This window comes from Tistrella mobilis KA081020-065 (genome assembly GCF_000264455.2).
Classification (GTDB): Bacteria; Pseudomonadota; Alphaproteobacteria; order Tistrellales; family Tistrellaceae; genus Tistrella; species Tistrella mobilis.
Window position 1 is genome coordinate 3,273,807 of the sequence record NC_017956.1, and the last position, 18,775, is coordinate 3,292,581.

Annotated in this window: 19 protein-coding genes, 1 tRNA gene and 1 pseudogene; 16 read left to right on the top strand and 5 right to left on the bottom strand. The window is 70.5% G+C overall.

The features are described from left to right. The first annotated feature begins 63 nt into the window (after window positions 1-63). Entirely contained in the window at window positions 64-987 is a 924-nt protein-coding gene (locus TMO_RS14905) for an NAD(P)-dependent oxidoreductase (RefSeq protein WP_014746473.1), read from the top strand. On the opposite strand, the gene TMO_RS14910 is transcribed toward TMO_RS14905, so the two are convergent. Then, a complete protein-coding gene (locus TMO_RS14910; protein WP_051045523.1) occupies window positions 939-1,724 on the bottom strand; it encodes a helix-turn-helix transcriptional regulator in 786 nt (261 codons plus the stop codon). The genes TMO_RS14905 and TMO_RS14910 overlap by 49 nt on opposite strands. A 137-nt stretch (window positions 1,725-1,861) precedes the next feature. On the opposite strand from TMO_RS14910, the gene TMO_RS14915 reads away from it, so the two are divergent. Continuing rightward, window positions 1,862-2,485 (top strand): LysE family translocator, encoded by a 624-nt coding sequence (locus tag TMO_RS14915; RefSeq protein WP_014746475.1) that lies wholly within the window; start codon window positions 1,862-1,864, stop codon window positions 2,483-2,485. A gap of 10 nt (window positions 2,486-2,495) precedes the next feature. Here the strand turns inward: TMO_RS14915 and TMO_RS14920 are convergent, their stop codons facing one another. The 3 genes from TMO_RS14920 to TMO_RS14930 form a co-directional block, all read right to left on the bottom strand. Next, entirely contained in the window at window positions 2,496-2,795 is a 300-nt protein-coding gene (locus tag TMO_RS14920; protein WP_014746476.1) for a type II toxin-antitoxin system RelE/ParE family toxin, read from the bottom strand. Beyond that, on the bottom strand, window positions 2,785-3,048 hold the full coding sequence (locus TMO_RS14925) for a type II toxin-antitoxin system ParD family antitoxin (protein ID WP_014746477.1): 264 nt from the start codon (window positions 3,046-3,048) through the stop codon (window positions 2,785-2,787). Before TMO_RS14925 ends, TMO_RS14920 begins: the two co-directional genes overlap by 11 nt. A 76-nt stretch (window positions 3,049-3,124) precedes the next feature. Next, window positions 3,125-3,670, bottom strand: coding sequence for a cysteine hydrolase family protein (locus TMO_RS14930; protein ID WP_014746478.1), 546 nt, complete (start codon window positions 3,668-3,670; stop codon window positions 3,125-3,127). Window positions 3,671-3,791: 121 nt separating this feature from the next. Between TMO_RS14930 and TMO_RS14935 the strand changes: the two genes are divergently transcribed. Next, on the top strand, window positions 3,792-4,778 hold the full coding sequence (locus tag TMO_RS14935; protein WP_014746479.1) for a GlxA family transcriptional regulator: 987 nt from the start codon (window positions 3,792-3,794) through the stop codon (window positions 4,776-4,778). A gap of 36 nt (window positions 4,779-4,814) precedes the next feature. Here the strand turns inward: TMO_RS14935 and TMO_RS14940 are convergent. Then, window positions 4,815-4,899: transfer RNA gene (locus TMO_RS14940), tRNA-Leu, on the bottom strand. 416 nt (window positions 4,900-5,315) lie between these two features. Here TMO_RS14940 and rplU point away from each other — a divergent pair. From rplU to TMO_RS29530, 13 genes and pseudogenes are all read left to right on the top strand, one after another. Continuing rightward, window positions 5,316-5,624 carry a 50S ribosomal protein L21 gene (gene rplU / locus TMO_RS14945; RefSeq protein WP_014746480.1) on the top strand — a complete coding sequence of 103 codons (309 nt, stop codon included), beginning with the start codon at window positions 5,316-5,318 and terminating at the stop codon, window positions 5,622-5,624. Window positions 5,625-5,738: 114 nt separating this feature from the next. After that, the gene (gene rpmA, locus TMO_RS14950; protein WP_014746481.1) at window positions 5,739-5,999 is read left to right on the top strand and encodes a 50S ribosomal protein L27; all 261 of its coding nucleotides are present in this window, start codon (window positions 5,739-5,741) and stop codon (window positions 5,997-5,999) included. Between the two features lie 223 nt (window positions 6,000-6,222). Beyond that, a pseudogene (gene obgE, locus TMO_RS14955) lies at window positions 6,223-7,236 on the top strand (GTPase ObgE); the annotation flags it as partial. Window positions 7,237-7,709: 473 nt separating this feature from the next. Continuing rightward, the gene (gene proB, locus TMO_RS14960) at window positions 7,710-8,915 is read left to right on the top strand and encodes a glutamate 5-kinase (protein WP_014746483.1); all 1,206 of its coding nucleotides are present in this window, start codon (window positions 7,710-7,712) and stop codon (window positions 8,913-8,915) included. Beyond that, on the top strand, window positions 8,912-10,255 hold the full coding sequence (locus TMO_RS14965) for a glutamate-5-semialdehyde dehydrogenase (protein ID WP_014746484.1): 1,344 nt from the start codon (window positions 8,912-8,914) through the stop codon (window positions 10,253-10,255). Before proB ends, TMO_RS14965 begins: the two co-directional genes overlap by 4 nt. Then, window positions 10,221-10,931: a nicotinate-nucleotide adenylyltransferase gene (locus tag TMO_RS14970; protein ID WP_081598940.1), complete on the top strand. Its 711-nt coding sequence runs from the start codon at window positions 10,221-10,223 to the stop codon at window positions 10,929-10,931. Before TMO_RS14965 ends, TMO_RS14970 begins: the two co-directional genes overlap by 35 nt. A 127-nt stretch (window positions 10,932-11,058) precedes the next feature. Continuing rightward, complete coding sequence (rsfS, locus tag TMO_RS14975; RefSeq protein ID WP_014746486.1) at window positions 11,059-11,463, top strand: ribosome silencing factor; 405 nt, start codon at window positions 11,059-11,061, stop codon at window positions 11,461-11,463. Window positions 11,464-11,590: 127 nt separating this feature from the next. Then, complete coding sequence (rlmH, locus tag TMO_RS14980; RefSeq protein WP_014746487.1) at window positions 11,591-12,064, top strand: 23S rRNA (pseudouridine(1915)-N(3))-methyltransferase RlmH; 474 nt, start codon at window positions 11,591-11,593, stop codon at window positions 12,062-12,064. Window positions 12,065-12,098: 34 nt separating this feature from the next. Continuing rightward, window positions 12,099-12,782 (top strand): flavin reductase family protein, encoded by a 684-nt coding sequence (locus TMO_RS14985; RefSeq protein WP_014746488.1) that lies wholly within the window; start codon window positions 12,099-12,101, stop codon window positions 12,780-12,782. Window positions 12,783-12,942: 160 nt separating this feature from the next. Beyond that, a complete protein-coding gene (gene gpmI, locus TMO_RS14990; protein WP_041605010.1) occupies window positions 12,943-14,523 on the top strand; it encodes a 2,3-bisphosphoglycerate-independent phosphoglycerate mutase in 1,581 nt (526 codons plus the stop codon). Between the two features lie 4 nt (window positions 14,524-14,527). Beyond that, window positions 14,528-15,934, top strand: a complete 1,407-nt coding sequence (locus tag TMO_RS14995; RefSeq protein WP_014746490.1) for a murein hydrolase activator EnvC family protein — start codon at window positions 14,528-14,530, stop codon at window positions 15,932-15,934. A 93-nt stretch (window positions 15,935-16,027) separates the two neighbouring features. Then, window positions 16,028-17,425, top strand: a complete 1,398-nt coding sequence (locus TMO_RS15000) for a S41 family peptidase (protein ID WP_014746491.1) — start codon at window positions 16,028-16,030, stop codon at window positions 17,423-17,425. Between the two features lie 37 nt (window positions 17,426-17,462). Next, window positions 17,463-18,773, top strand: a complete 1,311-nt coding sequence (locus TMO_RS29530; RefSeq protein WP_014746492.1) for a divergent polysaccharide deacetylase family protein — start codon at window positions 17,463-17,465, stop codon at window positions 18,771-18,773. Window positions 18,774-18,775: the final 2 nt, after the last annotated feature.

The window sequence follows — 18,775 nt, forward strand, 5'->3', positions numbered from 1 at the left end:
CCCCTAGCCTCCTCACGACTGGCGGCCCCGGCATCGAAGGCCGCCCCGGATCGGGAGGACGAGATGACCGAAACCGTCGGATTCATCGGGCTCGGCGTGATGGGCCAGCCGATGGCGCTCAACCTGGCGCGCGCCGGCACGCCGCTGGTGGTGTGGAACCGCACGCGGGAGAAATGCGACGCCCTGGCCGCGGCCGGTGCCCAAGTGGCGGCAAGCCCGGACGAGGTCTTTCGCCGCGCCGATGTCGTCATTCTGATGATGATCGACGAGGCCTCGACCGATCTGGTTCTGGGCCGCAGCGTCGCGCATTTCCGGACCAATGTCGCAGGCCATGTGATCGTCAACATGGGCACCCTGCCGGCCGATTATTCCAGCGCCCTTGCGGCCGAAATCCGCACCGCCGGCGGGCGCTATGTCGAGGCGCCGGTCTCCGGCTCTCGCGCGCCGGCCGAGGCCGGGCAACTGGTCGCCATGCTGGCCGGTGCGCCCGAAGACGTGGCGCGGGTCGAGCCGCTGCTGGCGCCGATGTGCCGCCAGACCGTCGCCTGCGGCGCCGTGCCCCAGGCGCTGCAGATGAAGCTGGCGGTCAACCTGTTCCTGATCACCATGGTCACCGGGCTCGCCGAAGCCTTCCATTTCGCCGAAGGCCATGGGCTCGATCTCGACCGCTTCGTCGAGGTGCTGGATGCAGGTCCGATGGCAAGTGCGGTGTCGCGGATGAAGCTCGCCAAGCTGCGGGCCGGCGACTACGGCGTCCAGGCATCGATTCCGGATGTGTTCAAGAATGCGCGACTGGTGGCCGAAGCGGCCCGGGCGGCTGAGATCGCCTCGCCGGTTCTCGACATCTGCCACAGCCTGTTCGGCGAGACGCTCGCCGCCGGCCATGACGGCCTCGACATGGCGGCGGTGGTGAAGGCGATCCAGGCCCGGACGGCGGCTCAGCGCGCCGCGACCGCCCCGGCCCAGCGGGCAGGGGTCAGGCCGTAGCCGCGCTTGAAGGCGCGGCTCATATGGCTCTGATCCGCGAAACCCGCGTCCAGCGCGGCTTCCGACAGCGCCATGCCCCGCCTCATCGCCGCCCGGGCGAGGTCCAGCTGGCGCATGGTGCGATAGCGGCTGGGGCTGGTGCCGAAGGCGCGCCGGAACTGACGGGCCAGCGTCCAGCGATCCAGGCCCGAAACGGCTTCCAGGGCAGCGGCGGTGTGGCGAGTGGCGGGATCGTCGGCGATCAGCCGGCGCACCCGCTCCAGCGCCGCGACCGGCAGCCGGCCGCCCGGGGCCGCTTGCGGGATGGAACCATCCAGCCGGCCCAGCATATCCGCCAGACCGCCGACCAGTTCGGCGCTCTCTATGTCTCCCAGCGGCGCATCCAGATCGGCCAGCCCCTGCAACAGGACCGGATCGATCGCCGTCGCGCCCACCACCGGATCGGCGATGAAAGGCAGCGGCCGACCGTCCAGCGCCGCCAGGATCAGCGCCGGGTCGACATAGAGGATGCGATAGCCGAAGCCACCGGGCGCACCGGCGGCCCCGTCATGCATCTCGTCGGGATGGAGCACATGCATCTGCCCGGCAAGACAGGCCCTGCGGGCACCGCGATAGCGGAAGCTCTGCACGCCATGGGTGGTGATGCCGATCGCATAGGTGTCGTGGCGATGGGGCGCGAAGGCCCGGCCGTCGAAGGCCGCGGCCAGCCGCTCGACGCCCGGCGCCCCTGCGCCCATGCGCAGCCGCACCCCCGCCTCGGCGGCGGGAGCCGCATCCAGCCCCGGCAGCGGGGCCTCTGGTCCAGGGTTGGCAGATAGGTCAGTCATACTGCCATACTACCCCCGTCTTCGTTCAGCGTACAGGAGCCGGATCGATGGCCGCTCTCTCCAGCCTCGCCCTGCCCGGGCCTGCCGCCCTGCCCGAGCTTGCCGGATTTGCCGCCGCAAGCCTCGCGATCACCTTCAGCCCGGGCCCCAGCACCATCGCCATGACGGCAACCGGCAGCGCCTTCGGTCTGGCCCGGGCCGTGCCCTATGCCCTGGGCAGCGCGCTCGGGACGATCTCGGTTATGGCGGCAGTCGCCGCCGGCCTCGCCTCGCTGCTGCTGGCGGAGCCGGCCGTGGCGACCATCCTGCTGATCATATCGGCCGGCTACATCCTGTACCTGGCCCTGCGCATCGCCACCGCCCCGCCCCCGGGCGTACCCGAGGCCGGCAGCCGCCCGCCGGGGCCGGCCGGCGGCGTGGTGCTGGCGGTCACCAACCCCAAGGCCTGGCTCGCCTTCGCTGCCCTCTTCGCGGGCACCGGCACCACACCGGGCGAGATCGGGCCGCGGATCCTGATCCTGGCGGCCTCGATCTTCGCCAGCCATGTCGTCTGGCTGCTGCTCGGCGCCGGCTTCGCCCGCCTGCTCCGCCGGCCGCGGGTGTCGCGGGCGGTCAATCTGGTGCTGGCGGTTCTGCTGGTGGGATCGATGGTGGTGGCGGTCAGGGGGTGAGGGTGGGGACTCAGAGGTCTGCGAGAAGACGCTCGATATCCTGCCGCCCGTGGAGGAGGCGCAGAACGAACACGTTCCCGTCCGGCCGTCGCGTATAGACGATCACGTGACGGCGATACCCCAGCATACGGACCGGCGGCCTGAACTCGGGGCGGACCCGCCCCATTTCCGGATGCTCCCCGATCAAAAGCAGAAGGCGCGAAAGGCCCGCCTGATAGTCTTCCGCCTGACGGACGCCGAATTGAGCCATTCCGTAGGCGTAAGCGGCGAGGATATCTTCTACCGCAGCACGCGAAAGCTCATAGCCCATTGTCTGCCGACAGAGCAGCCCGCCGCCGAGCTTCCGTCAGCACGTCCTGCATGGACAGGCCGCTGCTGCCGCTCGCCAATCCCTCGTCTATCAGGCGCTGGATGTCGGCAAGTGCGGCCCTGCGTTCCTGATCCCGTCGGATGAGGTCTCTTATATAGTCGCTGGCGTTTCCGTACCGCCCGCTCTCGACCTGTCCTTCCACCCAGATCTTCATCTGGTCGGTGACCGACACATTCATCGTCGCCATGGCCATACCCCCTCAGTTCGGGAAGATTTTGGCATAAATTGCCAAAGACTGCCACTGACCAAGGGGGACGGACCGGCTTCGGTCAGTCTGCCAGCTCGCCGGTCGCCACGACATTGGCATAGGCAAAACCCAACGCCGCCATGAAGGCCGCATGGACCTGGGCGGCCGGGACCGTCACGCCACCGAATTCCTGGTCGCGGGTGGCGCAGGCATCGTGGGCGACGGTGACCTCGAAGCCCAGATCGCGGGCGGCGCGGGCACCGGCATCGATGCACATATGGCTCATGGCGCCGGCGATCACGACCTGATCCACGCCCATCTCGCGCAGCAGCGCATCGAGCCCGGTCTCGCGGAAGGCATTGGGGAAGTGCTTCAGCACCACCGGCTCGCCCTCTGCCGGGCTGACGCTGTCATGGATGCGGGCACCGTCGGAGCCTGCCGCGAAGAAGGGGGCGCCCTCACCGGCAAATTCGTGGCGGACATGGATCACCGGCTCGCCCGCCGCGCGGAAGGTGGCGATCAGCCGGGCGACATTGGCCGCCGCGGCCTCGATGCCGACCAGCGGCCAGCGGCCGCCCGGGAAATAGTCGTTCTGGACGTCGATCACGACGAGGGCGCGCTTGCCCATGATGGCTGCCTCCTGACAGGGGATTCCGCCCGGACGCGCCCGGGCAGTGATGGACAGGCTAGCGGGATGCAGGCAGGCTGTGGATTGGCGGAACCGACATTCAGAGAGGCAAAACCGACAAATGGCCGAGGCCCTGCCGGAGCTGATCGAAATCGGCCTCCTGCTCTATCCCGAGGTCCAGCAGGCAGCGATCCACGGGCTCGGCGATCTGATCCTGATCGCCGACCGGCTGCGCGCGGAAGATCAGCCTGCGGGGCCGGCGCTCCGCCTCAGCCACTGGCAGGCCGATGCGGCCGGTGCGGTACGGCGGGTCTTCGACAGCCATCCCGGCCGCCCCGGCCGGCCGGCGGCCCTGATCCTGCCGCCCAGCCTGGCGGCGCCGATCTCGCCCGAAGCCGCCGCACCGCTGGCCCGCTGGCTGACCGCCCGCCATGGTGACGGCGCCGTGCTGTGCTCGGTCTGCGCCGGCGCCTTCCTGCTGGCCGAAACCGGGCTGCTCGACGGCCGCCCGGCCACCACCCACTGGAATTATCACGACCACTTCGCCAGCCGCTTCCCGGCCATCCGGGTCGATACCGCCCGGCTGCTGATCGACGACGGCGATCTGATGACCGCGGGCGGGGTGATGTCGTGGACCGATCTGGGCCTGGCGCTGATCGCCCGCCTGCTGGGGCCGGCGCTGATGGTGCGCACCGCCCGCTTCCTGCTGATCGACCCGCCCGGCCGCGAACAGCGCGCCTACAGCCTGTTCGTACCCAGGCTGGACCATGGCGATGCGGCGATCCTGAAGGTCCAGCACTGGCTGCAGGCAACGGGGGCGCGCGAGGTGCGGCTGCCCGATCTGGCGGCACGGGCAGGGCTGGAGGAACGCACCTTCCTGCGCCGCTTCCGCAAGGCCACGGGCCTCAGGCCCGTCGAGTACTGCCAGCATCTGCGCATCACCCGCGCCCGCGAACGGCTGGAACGAAGCGCCGACACCGTCGACCGCATCGCCTGGGAGGCCGGTTACGAAGACCCGGCATCCTTCCGCAAACTGTTCCAGCGGATCACCGGACTGACGCCGGCGGCGTATCGGGAGAGGTTCGGGGTGGGCGCCGGCCCCGCCTGACCGGGGCCGCCCGACCCGCGGGCGGCGGCAAATTCGTGGTGCGAGAGGGGGGACTCGAACCCCCATACCTTTCGGTGGTCGATTTTGAGTCGACTGCGTCTACCGATTCCGCCACTCTCGCGCGCCGGTGCAGCTCGTGCCGCATGAGCATAGCCAAGTGCTGCGGCAATGCAACAGATCCCGAGGATCCGTCGTCTCGACGTGCCAACGGAGGTTGCAGGGCGGTTCCGGCGGGTCGGTTATCTGCCCGTCGCTGTTGACAAAGGACGCGCGACACATATAGTCGCGGGGTCCCGGGCAGCGGCGGCGATCTCACAGTCGGCGCCGACCCGGTCGCTTTCGTCCGCAACCCGAGGCGGGACACCCGATGATCGCAGACGGCAGGTCACTGCCCGAGCGGTGCCGGGGAAACCGATCGGCGGGTGACCCGCGGGTGTAACCACTCCAACTGTTCCGCGCCGCGAGCCGGCCGGGCGGACCGCCTGACGGCGGACCACCGGATGGGCGGCGTGATGACGACTATCGGGAAGATCGATCATGTTCGCGGTCATCAAGACGGGCGGCAAGCAGTACAAGGTCGCGGAGAACGACGTCATCGCCGTGGAGACGCTGGGCGTCGAGCCGGGCGCGACGGTCGAGTTCGAGCCGCTGATGGTCGGCACCGCCGATGGCGTGAAGATCGGCGCCCCGGTCGTTGCCGGCGCGAAGGTCACGGCCGAGGTCGTCGACCTGGTCCGCACCCGTCGGGTGCTGATCTTCAAGAAGACCCGGCGCAAGGGCTATCGTCGCCTGAACGGTCATCGTCAGAGCCTGGCGAAGATCCGCGTCACCTCGATTTCGGCCTGATCCCGTCACCGCGGCGTTGACGTCCGCGACGGGTTCCAGACCTGACAGCTCTCCCAGCAACTTTCCCCGTTCGCGGCAATCCGGCCCCGGACGGGCATCACGGAGGTCTCCGAGATGGCTCATAAAAAGGCAGGCGGCAGCTCCCGCAACGGTCGCGACAGTGCCGGCCGGCGCCTCGGCGTCAAGAAGTTCGGCGGCGAAGCCGTGATCGCCGGCAACATCCTCATCCGTCAGCGCGGCACCAAGTGGTACCCCGGCCGGAATGTCGGCATGGGCCGCGACCACACCCTGTTCGCCCTGACCGACGGCACCGTGACCTTCAGCCGCGGCCGCGACGACCGGACCATCATTCACGTCGAGCCGGCGCAGGCCTGATCCAGGCCGGCCGCCCGACGCGAGACATGCCGGAACCGACGCGCGCCCGGGCCTTGAGGTCACGGCTGGTCGTCGGTTCCGGAAATGCGACACGAGGGGGATGGCTCGGCCATCCCCCTTGTTTGCGTTCCCGCCCATCCTCATCTTGCAGGCGAACGGCGCTCCCGCCCATGATCGGGCCATCCGACGATCGGGACCGTCCGCCCTTCGAAAGTCGCCCCCGGTGAAGTTCCTCGACCAGGCCAAGATCTATGTGCGCGGCGGCGACGGCGGCAATGGCTGCGTCAGTTTCCGGCGAGAGAAGTACATCGAGTTCGGCGGCCCGGACGGGGGCGACGGCGGCGATGGCGGCCGCGTGATCGCGGTTGCGGTCGAGAACCTGAACACATTGATCGACTTCCGCTATCAGCAGCATTTCAAGGCCGGTCGCGGCGTCCACGGCATGGGCCGCAACCGCCACGGCGCCCGCGGTACCGATGTCGAGATCCACCTGCCGGTCGGCACCCAGATCTGGGACGAGCATGGCGAGCGGATGCTGATCGACCTGACCGAGCCGGGCATGCGGGTGCTGATCTGCGACGGCGGCAGCGGCGGCTTCGGCAATGCCCGGTTCAAATCCTCGATCACCCAGGCGCCCCGCCGGGCCAATCCCGGCACCGAGGGCACCGAGCGCTGGCTGTGGCTGCGGCTGAAGGTCATCGCCGATGCCGGGCTGGTCGGCCTGCCCAATGCCGGCAAATCGACTTTTCTGGCCGGCGTCACCGCCGCACGCCCCAAGATCGCCGACTATCCCTTCACCACGCTGCACCCCAATCTGGGCGTGGTCAGGACCGGCGACGAAGAATTCGTGCTGGCCGACATCCCCGGGCTGATCGAAGGCGCCCATGAAGGCCATGGGCTCGGCGACCGCTTCCTGCGCCATGTCGAGCGCTGCGGCGCGCTGCTCCACCTGCTGGATGTCACGGCCGAGGATCCGGTGAAGGATTACCGGATCGTGCGCGGCGAGCTGGAAGCCTTCGGCCACGGCATCATCGACAAGCCCGAAATCGTGGCGCTGAGCAAGATCGACGCGGTCGACGACGACACGCTCGCGCTGGTGAAGGACCATGTCGAAGAAGAGCTGGGCCGGCCGGTGCTGGCGCTTTCCGGCGTGTCGCGCCGGGGCGTGACCGAGGCGCTGCACGCCCTTCTCCCCCATGTCCATGCGGTGCGCGAGGCCGAACGCGAGGCGCGGGAACGCCAGCGCCGCGAGTTCGGCGTGATCGAGGATCCCGTCGACGCCTCGGCCCAGAAGCGCGCGCCCCTGCTGCGCCTGCCGCCGCCGGAAGACGCCCCGGCCGAAGGCCGCGCCCGCGCCGGCAGCTCGGATCTCTTCGACGAATACGAAGACCTGGTCGACGGCCTGGAAGCCGATCGCCTGGTCGTCACCGCCTCGGACGACGAGGACTGGGACGATTGGGATGACGAGGACGAGAGCGACGGGGACGAGAGCGACGGGGACGAGAGCGACGAGGCCGAAGACGAGATCGACACCGACGAGGATGACGACCTCGACGCGGATGAGGATCTCGACGACGAAGACGATCTCGACGACGAAGACGATCTCGACGACGAAGATTTCGAAGACGACGGCGAAGACGAAGACGAGAACGAAGACGGGCCGGCAGATGACGGCGAGGATGGGGACGCCCCCGCCCGCGGGAGGAAACGGTGACGATCGCCGGAACCGACCTGGCCGACACACCCGCCGCGGCGGGCCTGCGTGCCGCGAAGCGCGTGGTGATCAAGGTCGGATCCGCCCTTCTGGTCGACGAGGCCACCGGCCGGCTGCGTGACACCTGGCTGCAGAGCCTGGCCGACGACATCGCGCGAATGCGCGCCCGCGGCCAGGAGGTGATCGTGGTCTCCTCGGGCGCGATCGCGCTTGGCCGCCGACTGCTGGGGCTCGGCCAGGGCGTGCTGCGGCTGGAAGAGAAGCAGGCCGCCGCCGCCACCGGCCAGATCCGTCTGGCCCATGCCTATGAAACCGTCCTCGGCCCCCACGGCATACAGGTCGCCCAGGTGCTGCTGACGCTGGAAGACAGCGAAGCCCGCCGGCGCTATCTGAATGCGCGCGCCACTCTCGGCACCCTGCTCAAGCTGGGGGCCGTGCCGGTGATCAACGAGAACGACACCGTCGCCACCGCCGAGATCCGCTTCGGCGACAATGACCGGCTGTCGGCCCGGGTGGCAGAAATGGCATCGGCCGATCTGCTGCTGCTGCTGTCGGATATCGACGGGCTTTATACCGCCGATCCCGGCGTCGACCCCACCGCGCGCCACATCCCGCGCGTGCCGCGGCTGACGCCGCGGATCCTGGCCATGGGCGGCGGCTCGCGTTCGGCCGTCGGCACCGGCGGCATGGCGACAAAGCTCGCCGCTGCCCGGGTCGCCGGTGCGGCGGGCTGCGCCATGGTCATCGCGCTCGGCCGCCATGTCGGGCCGATCAGCGCGGTGGAAGCAGGCGGCCGCGCCACCTGGTTCGACCCTGAGACCACCCCCCATACCGCCCGCAAGCGCTGGATCGGCGGCAGGCTGAGCCCCCGCGGCACGCTGACCGTCGACGAGGGGGCGGTGAAAGCGCTCGCCCGCGGCGGCAGTCTGCTGCCCGCCGGCATCCGGCTGGTGACCGGCCGCTTTCAGCGCGGCGACGCCGTGGCCGTGGTCGACCCCGCCGGCCGCGAGATCGCCCGCGGCCTGGCGGCCTATGGCGATGCCGATGCCCGTGCCATCGCCGGCCACCGCTCGGCGGAGATCGAGCAGATCCTCGGCTTCCGCGGCCGGGACGAAATGATCCATCGCGACGACCTCGTCTTCCATGGCGGCGACATGCCCGCCACGACCGGAGACGACACGGAGGAGGCCCAAGCGTCATGACCGACACCCTGAGCACCGCCGCCCGGACCGTTTCGGCCGCTCCGGTCGCCACCCCGGCCGAACCGGCAGGCACCCATGCTCCGGTGGACGCCGCCGCCCTGATCGCCGATATGGGCCGCCGCGCCCGTGCGGCGCAGCGTGCGCTCGCCCAGGCGACGCCCGAGGCCAAGACCGCCGGGTTGATGGCTGCGGCCGCGGCGATCCGCAACGCCGTGCCCGCCATCCTTGCCGCCAACGCCGAGGACATGGCCGCCGGTCGTGCCCGCGGCCTGACCGGTGCGCTGCTCGATCGGCTGGCGCTGGACGAGGGCCGCATCGCGGGCATCGCCAAGGGTGTCGAGGATGTCGCCCGCCTGGCCGATCCGGTCGGCCATGTCATGGAGGAATGGGATCGGCCGACGGGGCTGCATATCGCCCGCGTCCGGGTGCCGCTCGGCGTGGTCGGCGTGATCTATGAAAGCCGACCCAATGTCACCGCCGATGCCGGCGCGCTCTGCCTGAAGGCCGGCAACGCCGTGATCCTGCGCGGCGGCTCTGAGAGCTTCCGCTCGTCCCGCGCCATCCATGCCGCCATGGTCGAGGGCCTGACGTCGGCCGGCCTGCCCGCCGATGCGGTGCAGCTGGTGCCGGTCACCGACCGGGCGGCGGTGGGCGCCATGCTCGCCGCCTCGGGGCTGATCGACGTCATCGTGCCGCGCGGCGGCCGTTCGCTGATCGAGCGGGTCCAGACCGAGGCCCGGATGCCGGTCTTCGCCCATCTCGAAGGTCTCTGCCACGTCTATGTGGACGGCGCCGCGGATCCCGAGATGGCCAGGGCGATCGTGATGAACGCCAAGCTGCGCCGGACCGGCATCTGCGGCTCGGCCGAGACGCTGCTGATCGATCGGGACGCCGCCCCCCGGATGCTGGCGCCGATCGTGACGGCGCTGCTCGACGCCGGCTGCGAGGTCCGCGGTGACGAGGCAGTCCAGGCGGTCGACCCCCGTGTGGTGCCGGCCACCGAAGAGGACTGGCGGACGGAGTATCTGGACGCCATCATCTCGGCCCGGGTCGTCGACGGGGTCAGCGGGGCGATCGATCATATCGAGGCCTATGGCTCTCACCACACCGACAGCATCGTGACCGACGACCAGGCGACCGCCGACCGGTTCCTGGCCGAGGTCGACAGCGCCATCGTGATGCACAACGCCTCCACCCAGTTCGCCGATGGCGGCGAATTCGGCATGGGGGCCGAAATCGGCATTTCCACCGGCCGCATGCATGCCCGCGGCCCGGTGGGCGTCGAACAGCTGACCACGTTCAAATATGTCGTTCGCGGCCAGGGCACGCTTCGCGCCTGAGCGGGCGGTCCCCGATGCGGCCCTGGGCGACCCGCTGTGGCGGGCCGCGGGCCGCCGCCGGGGCATGACGGTGGGCCTCTATGGCGGATCCTTCGATCCGGCGCATGAGGGCCATGTCCATGTCGCGCTGCGGGCCCTGAGGCGGCTCGGCCTCGACGAGGTCTGGTGGCTGGTGAGCCCGGGCAACCCGCTGAAGCTGAAGGCGGGGCGGGTGAGCGCGCCGCTCGCCGACCGGGTTGCCGGTGCCCGGTCCCTCGCCCGGCATCCGCGGCTCAGGGTAACCACGATCGAAAGCCGGCTCGGCACCCGTTTCACTCTCGACACGGTGCGTGCCCTCAAGGCCCGCCGCCCCCATATCAGATTCGTCTGGATCATGGGGGCCGATGGCCTGGCGGAGCTGCACCGCTGGCGCGGCTGGCGGGAGCTGATGGCAGAGCTGCCGCTGCTGGTGATCGATCGTCCCGGCTATGGCGCCCGGGCAGCGGCCGCCCCCGCCGCCCGGCGCTTCGCCCGCCACCGCCTGCCCGAGGCCAGGGCCCGCGCCCTGCCCCGGACGGCACCGCCGGCCTGGGTTCTGCTGCATGGCAGGCTGGACCCACGTTCGGCCACCGAAATCCGCGAGGGCAGGCGGCCGCGGCCAGCGGCTGCCCCACCTCGCCGGCCCCCACCTCGCTAGACCATCGCGAAAAGCCGCGATGCCTGTTATGGTTACACCATGGCGCCTGCGGGGTTCGCGGTCGGCCGCTCCGGCGACCCGCCGCTCCTGACCCCGCCCCCGCCAACGCTTGATGAGGTTCGCTCTGTTGCAGACCGACAGTCCCATCACGGTGCCCGCGACGCCGCCGGCACCGCTCAGCGCAGACCAGGTGCTCGATCTGGTCCGCGCGTCGCTCGACGACGACAAGGCCGAGGACGTCGTGATCATCGACCTGGCCGGCAAGACCGATTTCGCCGACTACATGGTGGTCGCGAGCGGCCGATCGAGCCGTCACGTCGCCTCGATCGCCGAAAAGCTCGAGATGCGCATCAAGGCCTCCGGCGATCAGCTGCCGGTGACCGAGGGCCTGCCCCTGGCCGACTGGGTTCTGGTCGATGCCGGCCCGGTGGTGGTGCATCTTTTCCGGCCGGAAGTGCGCGCCTTCTACAATCTGGAGAAGATGTGGGGCGCCAGCCTGCCGGGCGACGGCGCCCAGCGCGTCGCCGAGTGACGGGCGCCATCCGGCGCGGTGTCACCGCGCGGTCCGGGCCGGGCCGCGCGGGGCTGCACCTTGCGCCCCTTGACCTTCTCCCCCGCAGGCCGGAACAGAACCCGGCCCGCACGGCCAGGCCTGCGCCATGAGCCTGATGCTGAAGGTGACGCTGGTCGCGGTCGGCCGCGCCCGCGGCGGCCCGGAAGCGGCCCTGGTCGAGGATTACGTCCGGCGCCTGCGCTGGCCCTTCACCCTGGTGGAAGTCCAGGCCCGCAAGGCCACCCTGCAGGGTGAGGCGCTGAAGGCCGAAGAGGCGGCGGCGATCCGCGCAAAACTGCCCCAGGGCGCCGCCCTGGTGGCGCTGGATGAACGCGGCCGTCTGCTCGACAGCCGCGGCTTCGCGGCAGCGCTCGGCGGTTTTGCCGAAAGCGGCCGGCGCGAGGTCGCCCTGGTCATCGGCGGTGCCGACGGGCTGGACGCCTCGCTCCGCGACCAGGCGGATCTCGTCCTCGCGCTCGGCCGCCTCACCTTCCCCCACATGCTGGTACGTGCACTGATCGCCGAACAGATCTATCGTGCGCAGACCATCCTCGACGGCCATCCCTATCATCGGGACTAGGCCGCCGAGCCAGCGCCAGAGACCCGGGGGATCCATGGAATTCGACATGCGCCGCATGGCGGCACCCGACCGCTACAAGATTCTGGGATCGACCATCACTCCCCGCCCGATCGCCTGGATCACCTCGCTGTCGACCGAAGGCCGGGTGAACGCCGCCCCCTACAGCTTCTTCAACTGCATGGGCCACGAGCCGCCGATCCTGGCGATCGGCATGCTCCGCCACCCCGAAGACCGGTTCAAGGACACGCCCGCCAACATTCTGGCGACGGGCGAGTTCGTTGTGCATCTGGTCTCGGAAGCTGTGGCGCCGCAGATGAACGTCACCTGCATCGATGCCCCGCCCGGCGTGGACGAGCTGGCGCTGGCCGGGCTCGACACCCTGCCCTCCACGGCCGTGCGCCCGCCGCGGATCGCGACCGCCCCGGTCGCCTTCGAGTGCCGCCTGCACACCGCCGTCACCACCGGCCCCCGCCAGGCCATCATCCTGGGCGAGGTGCTGGTCGCCCATGTTCGCGATGATGCGATCCTGGATGCCGCCCGCCACCATGTCGACACCCCCGCCCTTGGTCTGATCGGCCGTATGCATGGCGGCGGCTGGTACGCCCGCACCACCGACCTGTTCTCGATCGACCGTCCGCAATGGTCGAGCTGGGCGCCGGAGCATCCCGAGGCGGTGGCCCGGGCGACGCCCGACGGCGCGGCTGTACGGGACGATTGAAAGGGCACATTCCCGGATCAGACCGTCGTGACAAGCCGGGGGCATGTCCCCCCGGCCTGTGATCCGGGCCCCCAACCCCCTATATGTAGAGCGGAAAACCTGATAGAAGCAGGACCGTTCACGACCGCCTGCGCCGATGTTGCCCGAGGATCCGAGCCCCATGACCACCGCCCATACGCAGCCGCCGCGCCCCGTCGTTCTGTGCATTCTGGATGGTTGGGGTTATCGCGCGCCCGCCGACGACAATGCCATCGCGCTCGCCAACACCCCAAATTGGGACCGGCTGACCTCGGAACAGCCGATGGCCTTCCTGAACACCTCGGCCGAAGAGGTCGGGCTGCCCGCCGGCCAGATGGGCAATTCCGAAGTCGGTCACCTGAACATCGGTGCCGGCCGGGTGGTGATGCAGGAACTGCCCAAGATCGATACCGCGCTTGCTGACGGCAGCCTGGCAACCAATCCGCGGATGACCGGGTTCATCGCGGCGCTCAAGGCATCGGGCGGCACCGCCCATATTCTGGGGCTGGTGTCCGATGGCGGCGTGCACAGCCATCAGGACCATATCGCCGGCATGGCGAAGATCATCGCGGGTGCGGGTGTTCCGGTCCGCATCCATGCCCTGCTCGACGGCCGCGATACCCCGCCGAAGAGCGCGCCTGAGTTCATCCGCCGGCTGGAAGCCGCGGTTGCAGGCGCGGGTGACATCGCCATCGCCACCGTCGGCGGCCGCTATTGGGGCATGGATCGCGACAAGCGCTGGGAACGGGTGGTCCGCGCCTATGACGTGATCGTGAAGGCCGAGGGCGACCGTTTCGCCACGGCGGAGGAAGCGGTCGCCGCGGCCCATGCCGCCGGCACCACCGACGAATTCGTCGATCCGGCGGCGATCGGCGACTATGCCGGCGTGAAGCCGGGCGACGGGCTGCTGATGGCGAATTTCCGCGCCGACCGCGCCCGCGAGATCCTGCATGCCCTGATCGACCCCGCCTTCGACGGCTTCGAACGGACCATCCGCCCCGATTTCACCGCCGTGCTGGGCATGGTGGAGTATTCCTCGGCGCTGGCGAAGATGATCCCGGCCCTGTTTCCGCCCACCCAGCTGAAGAACATTCTGGGCGAGGTGGTGGCCAAGGCCGGGCGCAAGCAGCTGCGCATCGCCGAGACCGAGAAATACGCCCATGTCACCTTCTTCCTGAACGGCGGCGAAGAGCAGCTTTACGAGGGCGAGGAGCGTATCCTGGTCCCGAGCCCGAAGGTTGCGACCTATGATCTCCAGCCGGAGATGTCGGCGCCGGAAGTGACCGCGAAGCTGGCCGAGGCGATCCGCTCGAAGCGTTTCGACCTGATCGTGGTCAACTTCGCCAATGGCGACATGGTCGGCCATAGCGGCGTTCTGGCCGCGGCGATCAAGGCCGCCGAGGCGGTCGACGCAGCGCTGGGCGAGGTGGTCGCGGCCCTGGACGAGGTCGGCGGCTGCATCCTGATCACCGCCGATCACGGCAATGCCGAGCAGATGTTCGACCCCGAGACCAACGGCCCCCACACCGCCCACACCACCAATGTGGTGCCGCTGGTGCTGGCCGGGGCCGGTGCGCCCAAGGGGGTGAGCCTGGATGACGGCCGGCTGGCCGATCTTGCCCCCACCGTGCTGAAGCTGATGGGGCTGGCCCAGCCCGCGGAGATGACCGGGCGGGTGCTGATCCACGACGCCGCCCCGGCCCGCCGCGCGGCCGGCGCCTGATCCCATGTCCCGACGCGACCGTCGCCGCCGCGCGGCCGCGGTCGCGCTTTCCCTGTCCCTGATCCTGCCCGGCCCGGTCTGGCCGGGCTGGGTGCGGACGGCGCGTGCCGAGGATCCGCCGAGCGGCCGAGACCTTCAGGCCACCGAGCGCGCCCGCGACGAAGCCCGCGCCCGGCGGGCCGAGCTGGAGCGCCGCGCCGCGGATGCCCGCGCCGAAGCCGAAGCCCTGGGGCTGCAGGCACGGGAAGCGGCCGCCGCTGTTCAGCGCCAGGAAGCGGCCCTTGCCGAACAGCGCGATGCCCTTGCCCGGCTGGAGGCCGAAATCTCGGCCCGCGAGACCGAACTTCAGGTTGAACGCGCCCATCTGGGCCGGCTGACCGAAGCCCTGATCCGGCTGCGCCGCCAGCCGCCCGAAGCGATGATCGCCCGCGACGGCCCGGCGACCGCCCCCATCCATGCCGGCATCCTGATGGGTGCCACCCTGCCCGAGATCGAGGCGGAGGCACAGGCGCTGCGGAGCAAGCTTGCCGACCTCGCCAGTGCCAAGGCCGAGGCCGAGCGCCAGCGCGAGCGTATCGCCGCCACCCGCACCATGCTGGAGGGGGAACGGGTCCGGCTTGCAAAACTGATCGAAGACCGCCAGGGCCGCGCCAGCGCGCTGGACAGCGAGGCGACCCAGGAGGCAAGCCGTGCCCGCCAGCTGGCCGAACGGGCCGACGGCATCCGCGACCTGCTGGTCGCCCTGGAAGCCGAGCGCATGCAGAACGGCCCGGTGGTCAAGCCGGCAAGCCCCGAGGCCCGGGCCGGGGTGATCCCGCGGGCGAAGCCGAAACCGCCCCCACCGCCGCCGCCTCCCCCACCGCCGCCTCCCCCGCGGCAGGTTGCGGTCGCCACGCCCCCGCCACCGCCTCCCCCACCGACAGCGGCCCCGGCCACCAACCCTGGGGCACCGCCGCGCGATCCGGTGATGCCGCGCGTCGCCGGCACCCCGCCCGAACGCCAGGTGGCCGCCATCCCCGCCCCCGGTGCCGGCATCGCCCGGCGGCTGCCGGTGTCGGGGCGGATCGTCTCGCGCTTCGGCGATGTGCATGAAGGCCAGGAGCGGCCGGGCATCACCTATGCAACGCCCCCCGGTGCCACCGTCCTCACGCCCTTTGCCGGGCGGGTGGCCTTCGCCGGGCCGTTCCGCCATTATGGGCTGCTCTTGATCGTGGAACACGGCGACGGATATCATACCCTTCTCGCCGGCCTCGGCCGGCTCGACGCCCGTGTCGGCGATCGCGTCACCGCCGGCGATCCGATCGGCGCCATGGCCGACGGGGGCGGAACCGCCTATCTTTATCTCGAGGTTCGCCGTGGCGGCGATCCGGTCGATCCGGCGCCGCTTCTCGCCCGCGCCAACGGAGGCTGAAGCCGCATGACGGCAGGGACGACAGGTCGAACCAGGAATGAGGCCGGAACACCGGCAGGCGGCAGACGGTCGACAGGAAAGGTCGGGACGACGATGCGACGCGGATTCGTCACGGGGCTGGTGAGCCTCGTGGTCCTCTCCCTGCCCCTGGTGGGCAGCGCCGCCAACCGGGACAGCTACAACCAGCTCAATCTGTTCGGTGAGGTGTTCGAGCGCATCCGCCGCGACTATGTCGAGCCGGTGGACGACGAGAAGCTGATCGAGGCGGCCATCAACGGCATGCTGCAGTCTCTGGACCCGCATTCCAGCTATCTGGATGCCAAGGGCTATCGGGACATGCAGGTCCAGACCCGCGGCGAGTTCGGGGGCCTCGGCATCGAGGTCACCATGGACACCCAGCTGGGCCTGGTGCGCGTGATCTCGCCGATCGACGGCAGCCCCGCCGACAAGGCCGGCGTGAAGCCGAACGACCTGATCGTGGCGATCGACGGCGAGCAGGTGCAGGGCCTGACCCTGGCCGATGCGGTGGAGCGCATGCGCGGGCCCGCGGGCAGCAATATCGTGGTCACGCTGCGCCGCGAGGGCCTCGCCCAGGATTTCGACGTGAACATCACCCGCGCGGTGATCCCCGTCGATGCGGTGCGGGTCGAAGCCAAGGGCTCGATCGGCTATATGCGGGTGCGCAGCTTCAACGAGCGGACCGACGAGCAGCTGGAAGACGGCATCGCGAAGCTCGAGCGCGAGACCGGCCATATGACCGGGCTGATCCTCGATCTGCGCAACAACCCGGGCGGCCTGCTCGACCAGGCGGTGGCGGTGTCCGACGCCTTCCTGGAACAGGGCGAGATCGTCTCCACCCGCGGCCGCGATCCGCAGGCGGTGCAGCGCTTCAATGCGCGCGCCGGCGACGTGATCCACGGCCTGCCGATGGTGGTGCTGATCAATGGCGGCTCGGCCTCGGCCTCCGAGATCGTGGCCGGCGCGCTGCAGGATCATGGTCGTGCCGTGGTGCTCGGCACCAAATCCTTCGGCAAGGGCTCGGTCCAGACGCTGATCCCGCTGCCGGGTCACGGCGCCATGCGGCTGACCACCTCGCGCTACTACACCCCCTCGGGCCGGTCGATCCAGGCCAAGGGGATCGAGCCGGATGTGGTGGTCGATCAGCCGATCGTCTCACCGCTGGGCGTGGTGATCCATCCGCGCAGCGAGGCCGATCTGCGCGGTCATCTGGAAAACGACCAGGAGCCGACGACCCCGGCCACGGCGCTGCCCGACGATGCGAAGCCGGAACAGGTGCAGCCGGGCGCTGCAAAGCCGGGGGATGCAAAGCCGGGCGCCACGGCCCCCGGCGCCCAGCCGGCGGCACCGGTCGGCAACCCGCCGGTGCCGGGCAGTGACGAGGATTATCAGCTGCAGCGGGCGCTGGAACTGCTGAGGGGCGTTGCCCTGTTCAACCGCCAGCGGGACAACGCGCTCGCCCTGAACGGCTGATCATCGGACGGCCGGGCGCGACGGACGGGGACGGATCATGGCCGCAGGATCCAAACGCAGGCGCGACCAGCCGACCGCCGCAAGCGGCCGGGGTGATGGTGCGCGCACGATCTGGACCATCACCGGCCTGCTTGCGCTTGCCGGTGTTGCGGCGGCCGGGCTGATCGCGCTTGCCGCCGCCCGGCCCGATCCGGAAACCGAGGCGCAGAAGCAGGCAGAGCGGAATCTGCCGCAGATCGTGCTGCCGATGCCGGCCTTCACCGACCCGGCCCCGCGCGGCAACCCGATCCAGGCCAGCCGCGAGGAACCGCTGGCCCGCGATACGCTGGCGACGGTGCGCGAGGCGGCGAACCAGCCGCCCGCAACCCCGCCGCCACCGCCGCCGCCCACCGCACCGGATGCGGCGGTGACCATGACGCCGGCCCCCGCCCCCGGCCTGACCCAGGAAAGCACCCAGGGCCCGCTGCCGGTGCGCGGCTCCGACGGAGAGGCGCCCTGGCAGGTTTATGCCCGCCCCTTCGATCGCAGCGATGCCCGCCCCCGGGTCGGGCTGGTGATCGGCGGGCTGGGCTTTTCCGAGACGGCGACCAAGGCGGCCATCGATCTGCCGGGTGCGGTGACGCTGGCCTTCTCCCCCTATGCGCCGGAACTCGGCCGCTGGATCGGCCTTGCCCGTCAGGCCGGCCACGAGGTGATGATCGAACTGCCGATGGAGCCCGACGGCTATCCGCGCAACGACGCCGGCCCTGCTGCCCTGCTGACGACGCTGGAGCCCGCCCGCAACCGCGAGCGACTGCAATGGACGCTGAGCCGGGTGACCGGCTATGTCGGGGTGAAGCCGCTGATGGGCGACCGGTTCATGCGCTCCCCCCAGCATCTCCGGCCCGTGCTCGACGAGCTGCAGGAGCGGGGCGTGATGATGGTGGTGCAGGAAGAAAGCGACACCGATGTCGGCGCGGCACTCGCCCGCGAGATCGGCGTGCCGCGGGCGACCGCGCGGCTGACGGTCGACGCCGTGGCGACGCCTCAAGCGATCGATCAGCGGCTGAATGCGCTGGAAAGCCTGGCCCGGCGCGAGGGCAAGGCGCTGGCCGTGGCCGATGCCTGGCCGGTCACCCTGGAACGGGTGGCCAACTGGATCCGCACCATCGAAAGCCGCGGCGTGGCCTTCGCGCCGGCAACGGCCCTTGCCGAGGCGCCGGGCCTTGCCCCCGATGGCGGTGCGGCCCCGCCGGCCGTGTCGGGCCCTGCCTCGACACCGGCCACCACGGCGCCGGCCGAAAGCACCCCGGCCCCGGCCAGCGACGCCCATGCCCCTGGCGGCGCGGCCCATGGTGGCGGGCATTGAGC

Bases quoted from the DNA above. Each gene is read 5' to 3' on its own strand.
- TMO_RS14925 (WP_014746477.1), bottom strand. From the start codon at position 3,048: ATGGCCATGGCGACGATGAATGTGTCGGTCACCGACCAGATGAAGATC.
- TMO_RS14935 (WP_014746479.1), top strand. From the start codon at position 3,792: ATGGCCGAGGCCCTGCCGGAGCTGATCGAAATCGGCCTCCTGCTCTAT.
- TMO_RS14985 (WP_014746488.1), top strand. From the start codon at position 12,099: ATGGAATTCGACATGCGCCGCATGGCGGCACCCGACCGCTACAAGATT.
- rpmA (WP_014746481.1), top strand. From the start codon at position 5,739: ATGGCTCATAAAAAGGCAGGCGGCAGCTCCCGCAACGGTCGCGACAGT.
- TMO_RS15000 (WP_014746491.1), top strand. From the start codon at position 16,028: ATGCGACGCGGATTCGTCACGGGGCTGGTGAGCCTCGTGGTCCTCTCC.
- TMO_RS29530 (WP_014746492.1), top strand. From the start codon at position 17,463: ATGGCCGCAGGATCCAAACGCAGGCGCGACCAGCCGACCGCCGCAAGC.
- rlmH (WP_014746487.1), top strand. From the start codon at position 11,591: ATGAGCCTGATGCTGAAGGTGACGCTGGTCGCGGTCGGCCGCGCCCGC.
- TMO_RS14915 (WP_014746475.1), top strand. From the start codon at position 1,862: ATGGCCGCTCTCTCCAGCCTCGCCCTGCCCGGGCCTGCCGCCCTGCCC.
- rplU (WP_014746480.1), top strand. From the start codon at position 5,316: ATGTTCGCGGTCATCAAGACGGGCGGCAAGCAGTACAAGGTCGCGGAG.
- TMO_RS14905 (WP_014746473.1), top strand. From the start codon at position 64: ATGACCGAAACCGTCGGATTCATCGGGCTCGGCGTGATGGGCCAGCCG.
- TMO_RS14930 (WP_014746478.1), bottom strand. From the start codon at position 3,670: ATGGGCAAGCGCGCCCTCGTCGTGATCGACGTCCAGAACGACTATTTC.
- TMO_RS14965 (WP_014746484.1), top strand. From the start codon at position 8,912: ATGACCGACACCCTGAGCACCGCCGCCCGGACCGTTTCGGCCGCTCCG.
- TMO_RS14970 (WP_081598940.1), top strand. From the start codon at position 10,221: ATGTCGTTCGCGGCCAGGGCACGCTTCGCGCCTGAGCGGGCGGTCCCC.
- TMO_RS14920 (WP_014746476.1), bottom strand. From the start codon at position 2,795: ATGGGCTATGAGCTTTCGCGTGCTGCGGTAGAAGATATCCTCGCCGCT.
- TMO_RS14995 (WP_014746490.1), top strand. From the start codon at position 14,528: ATGTCCCGACGCGACCGTCGCCGCCGCGCGGCCGCGGTCGCGCTTTCC.
- gpmI (WP_041605010.1), top strand. From the start codon at position 12,943: ATGACCACCGCCCATACGCAGCCGCCGCGCCCCGTCGTTCTGTGCATT.
- TMO_RS14910 (WP_051045523.1), bottom strand. From the start codon at position 1,724: ATGGGCGCAGGGGCGCCGGGCGTCGAGCGGCTGGCCGCGGCCTTCGAC.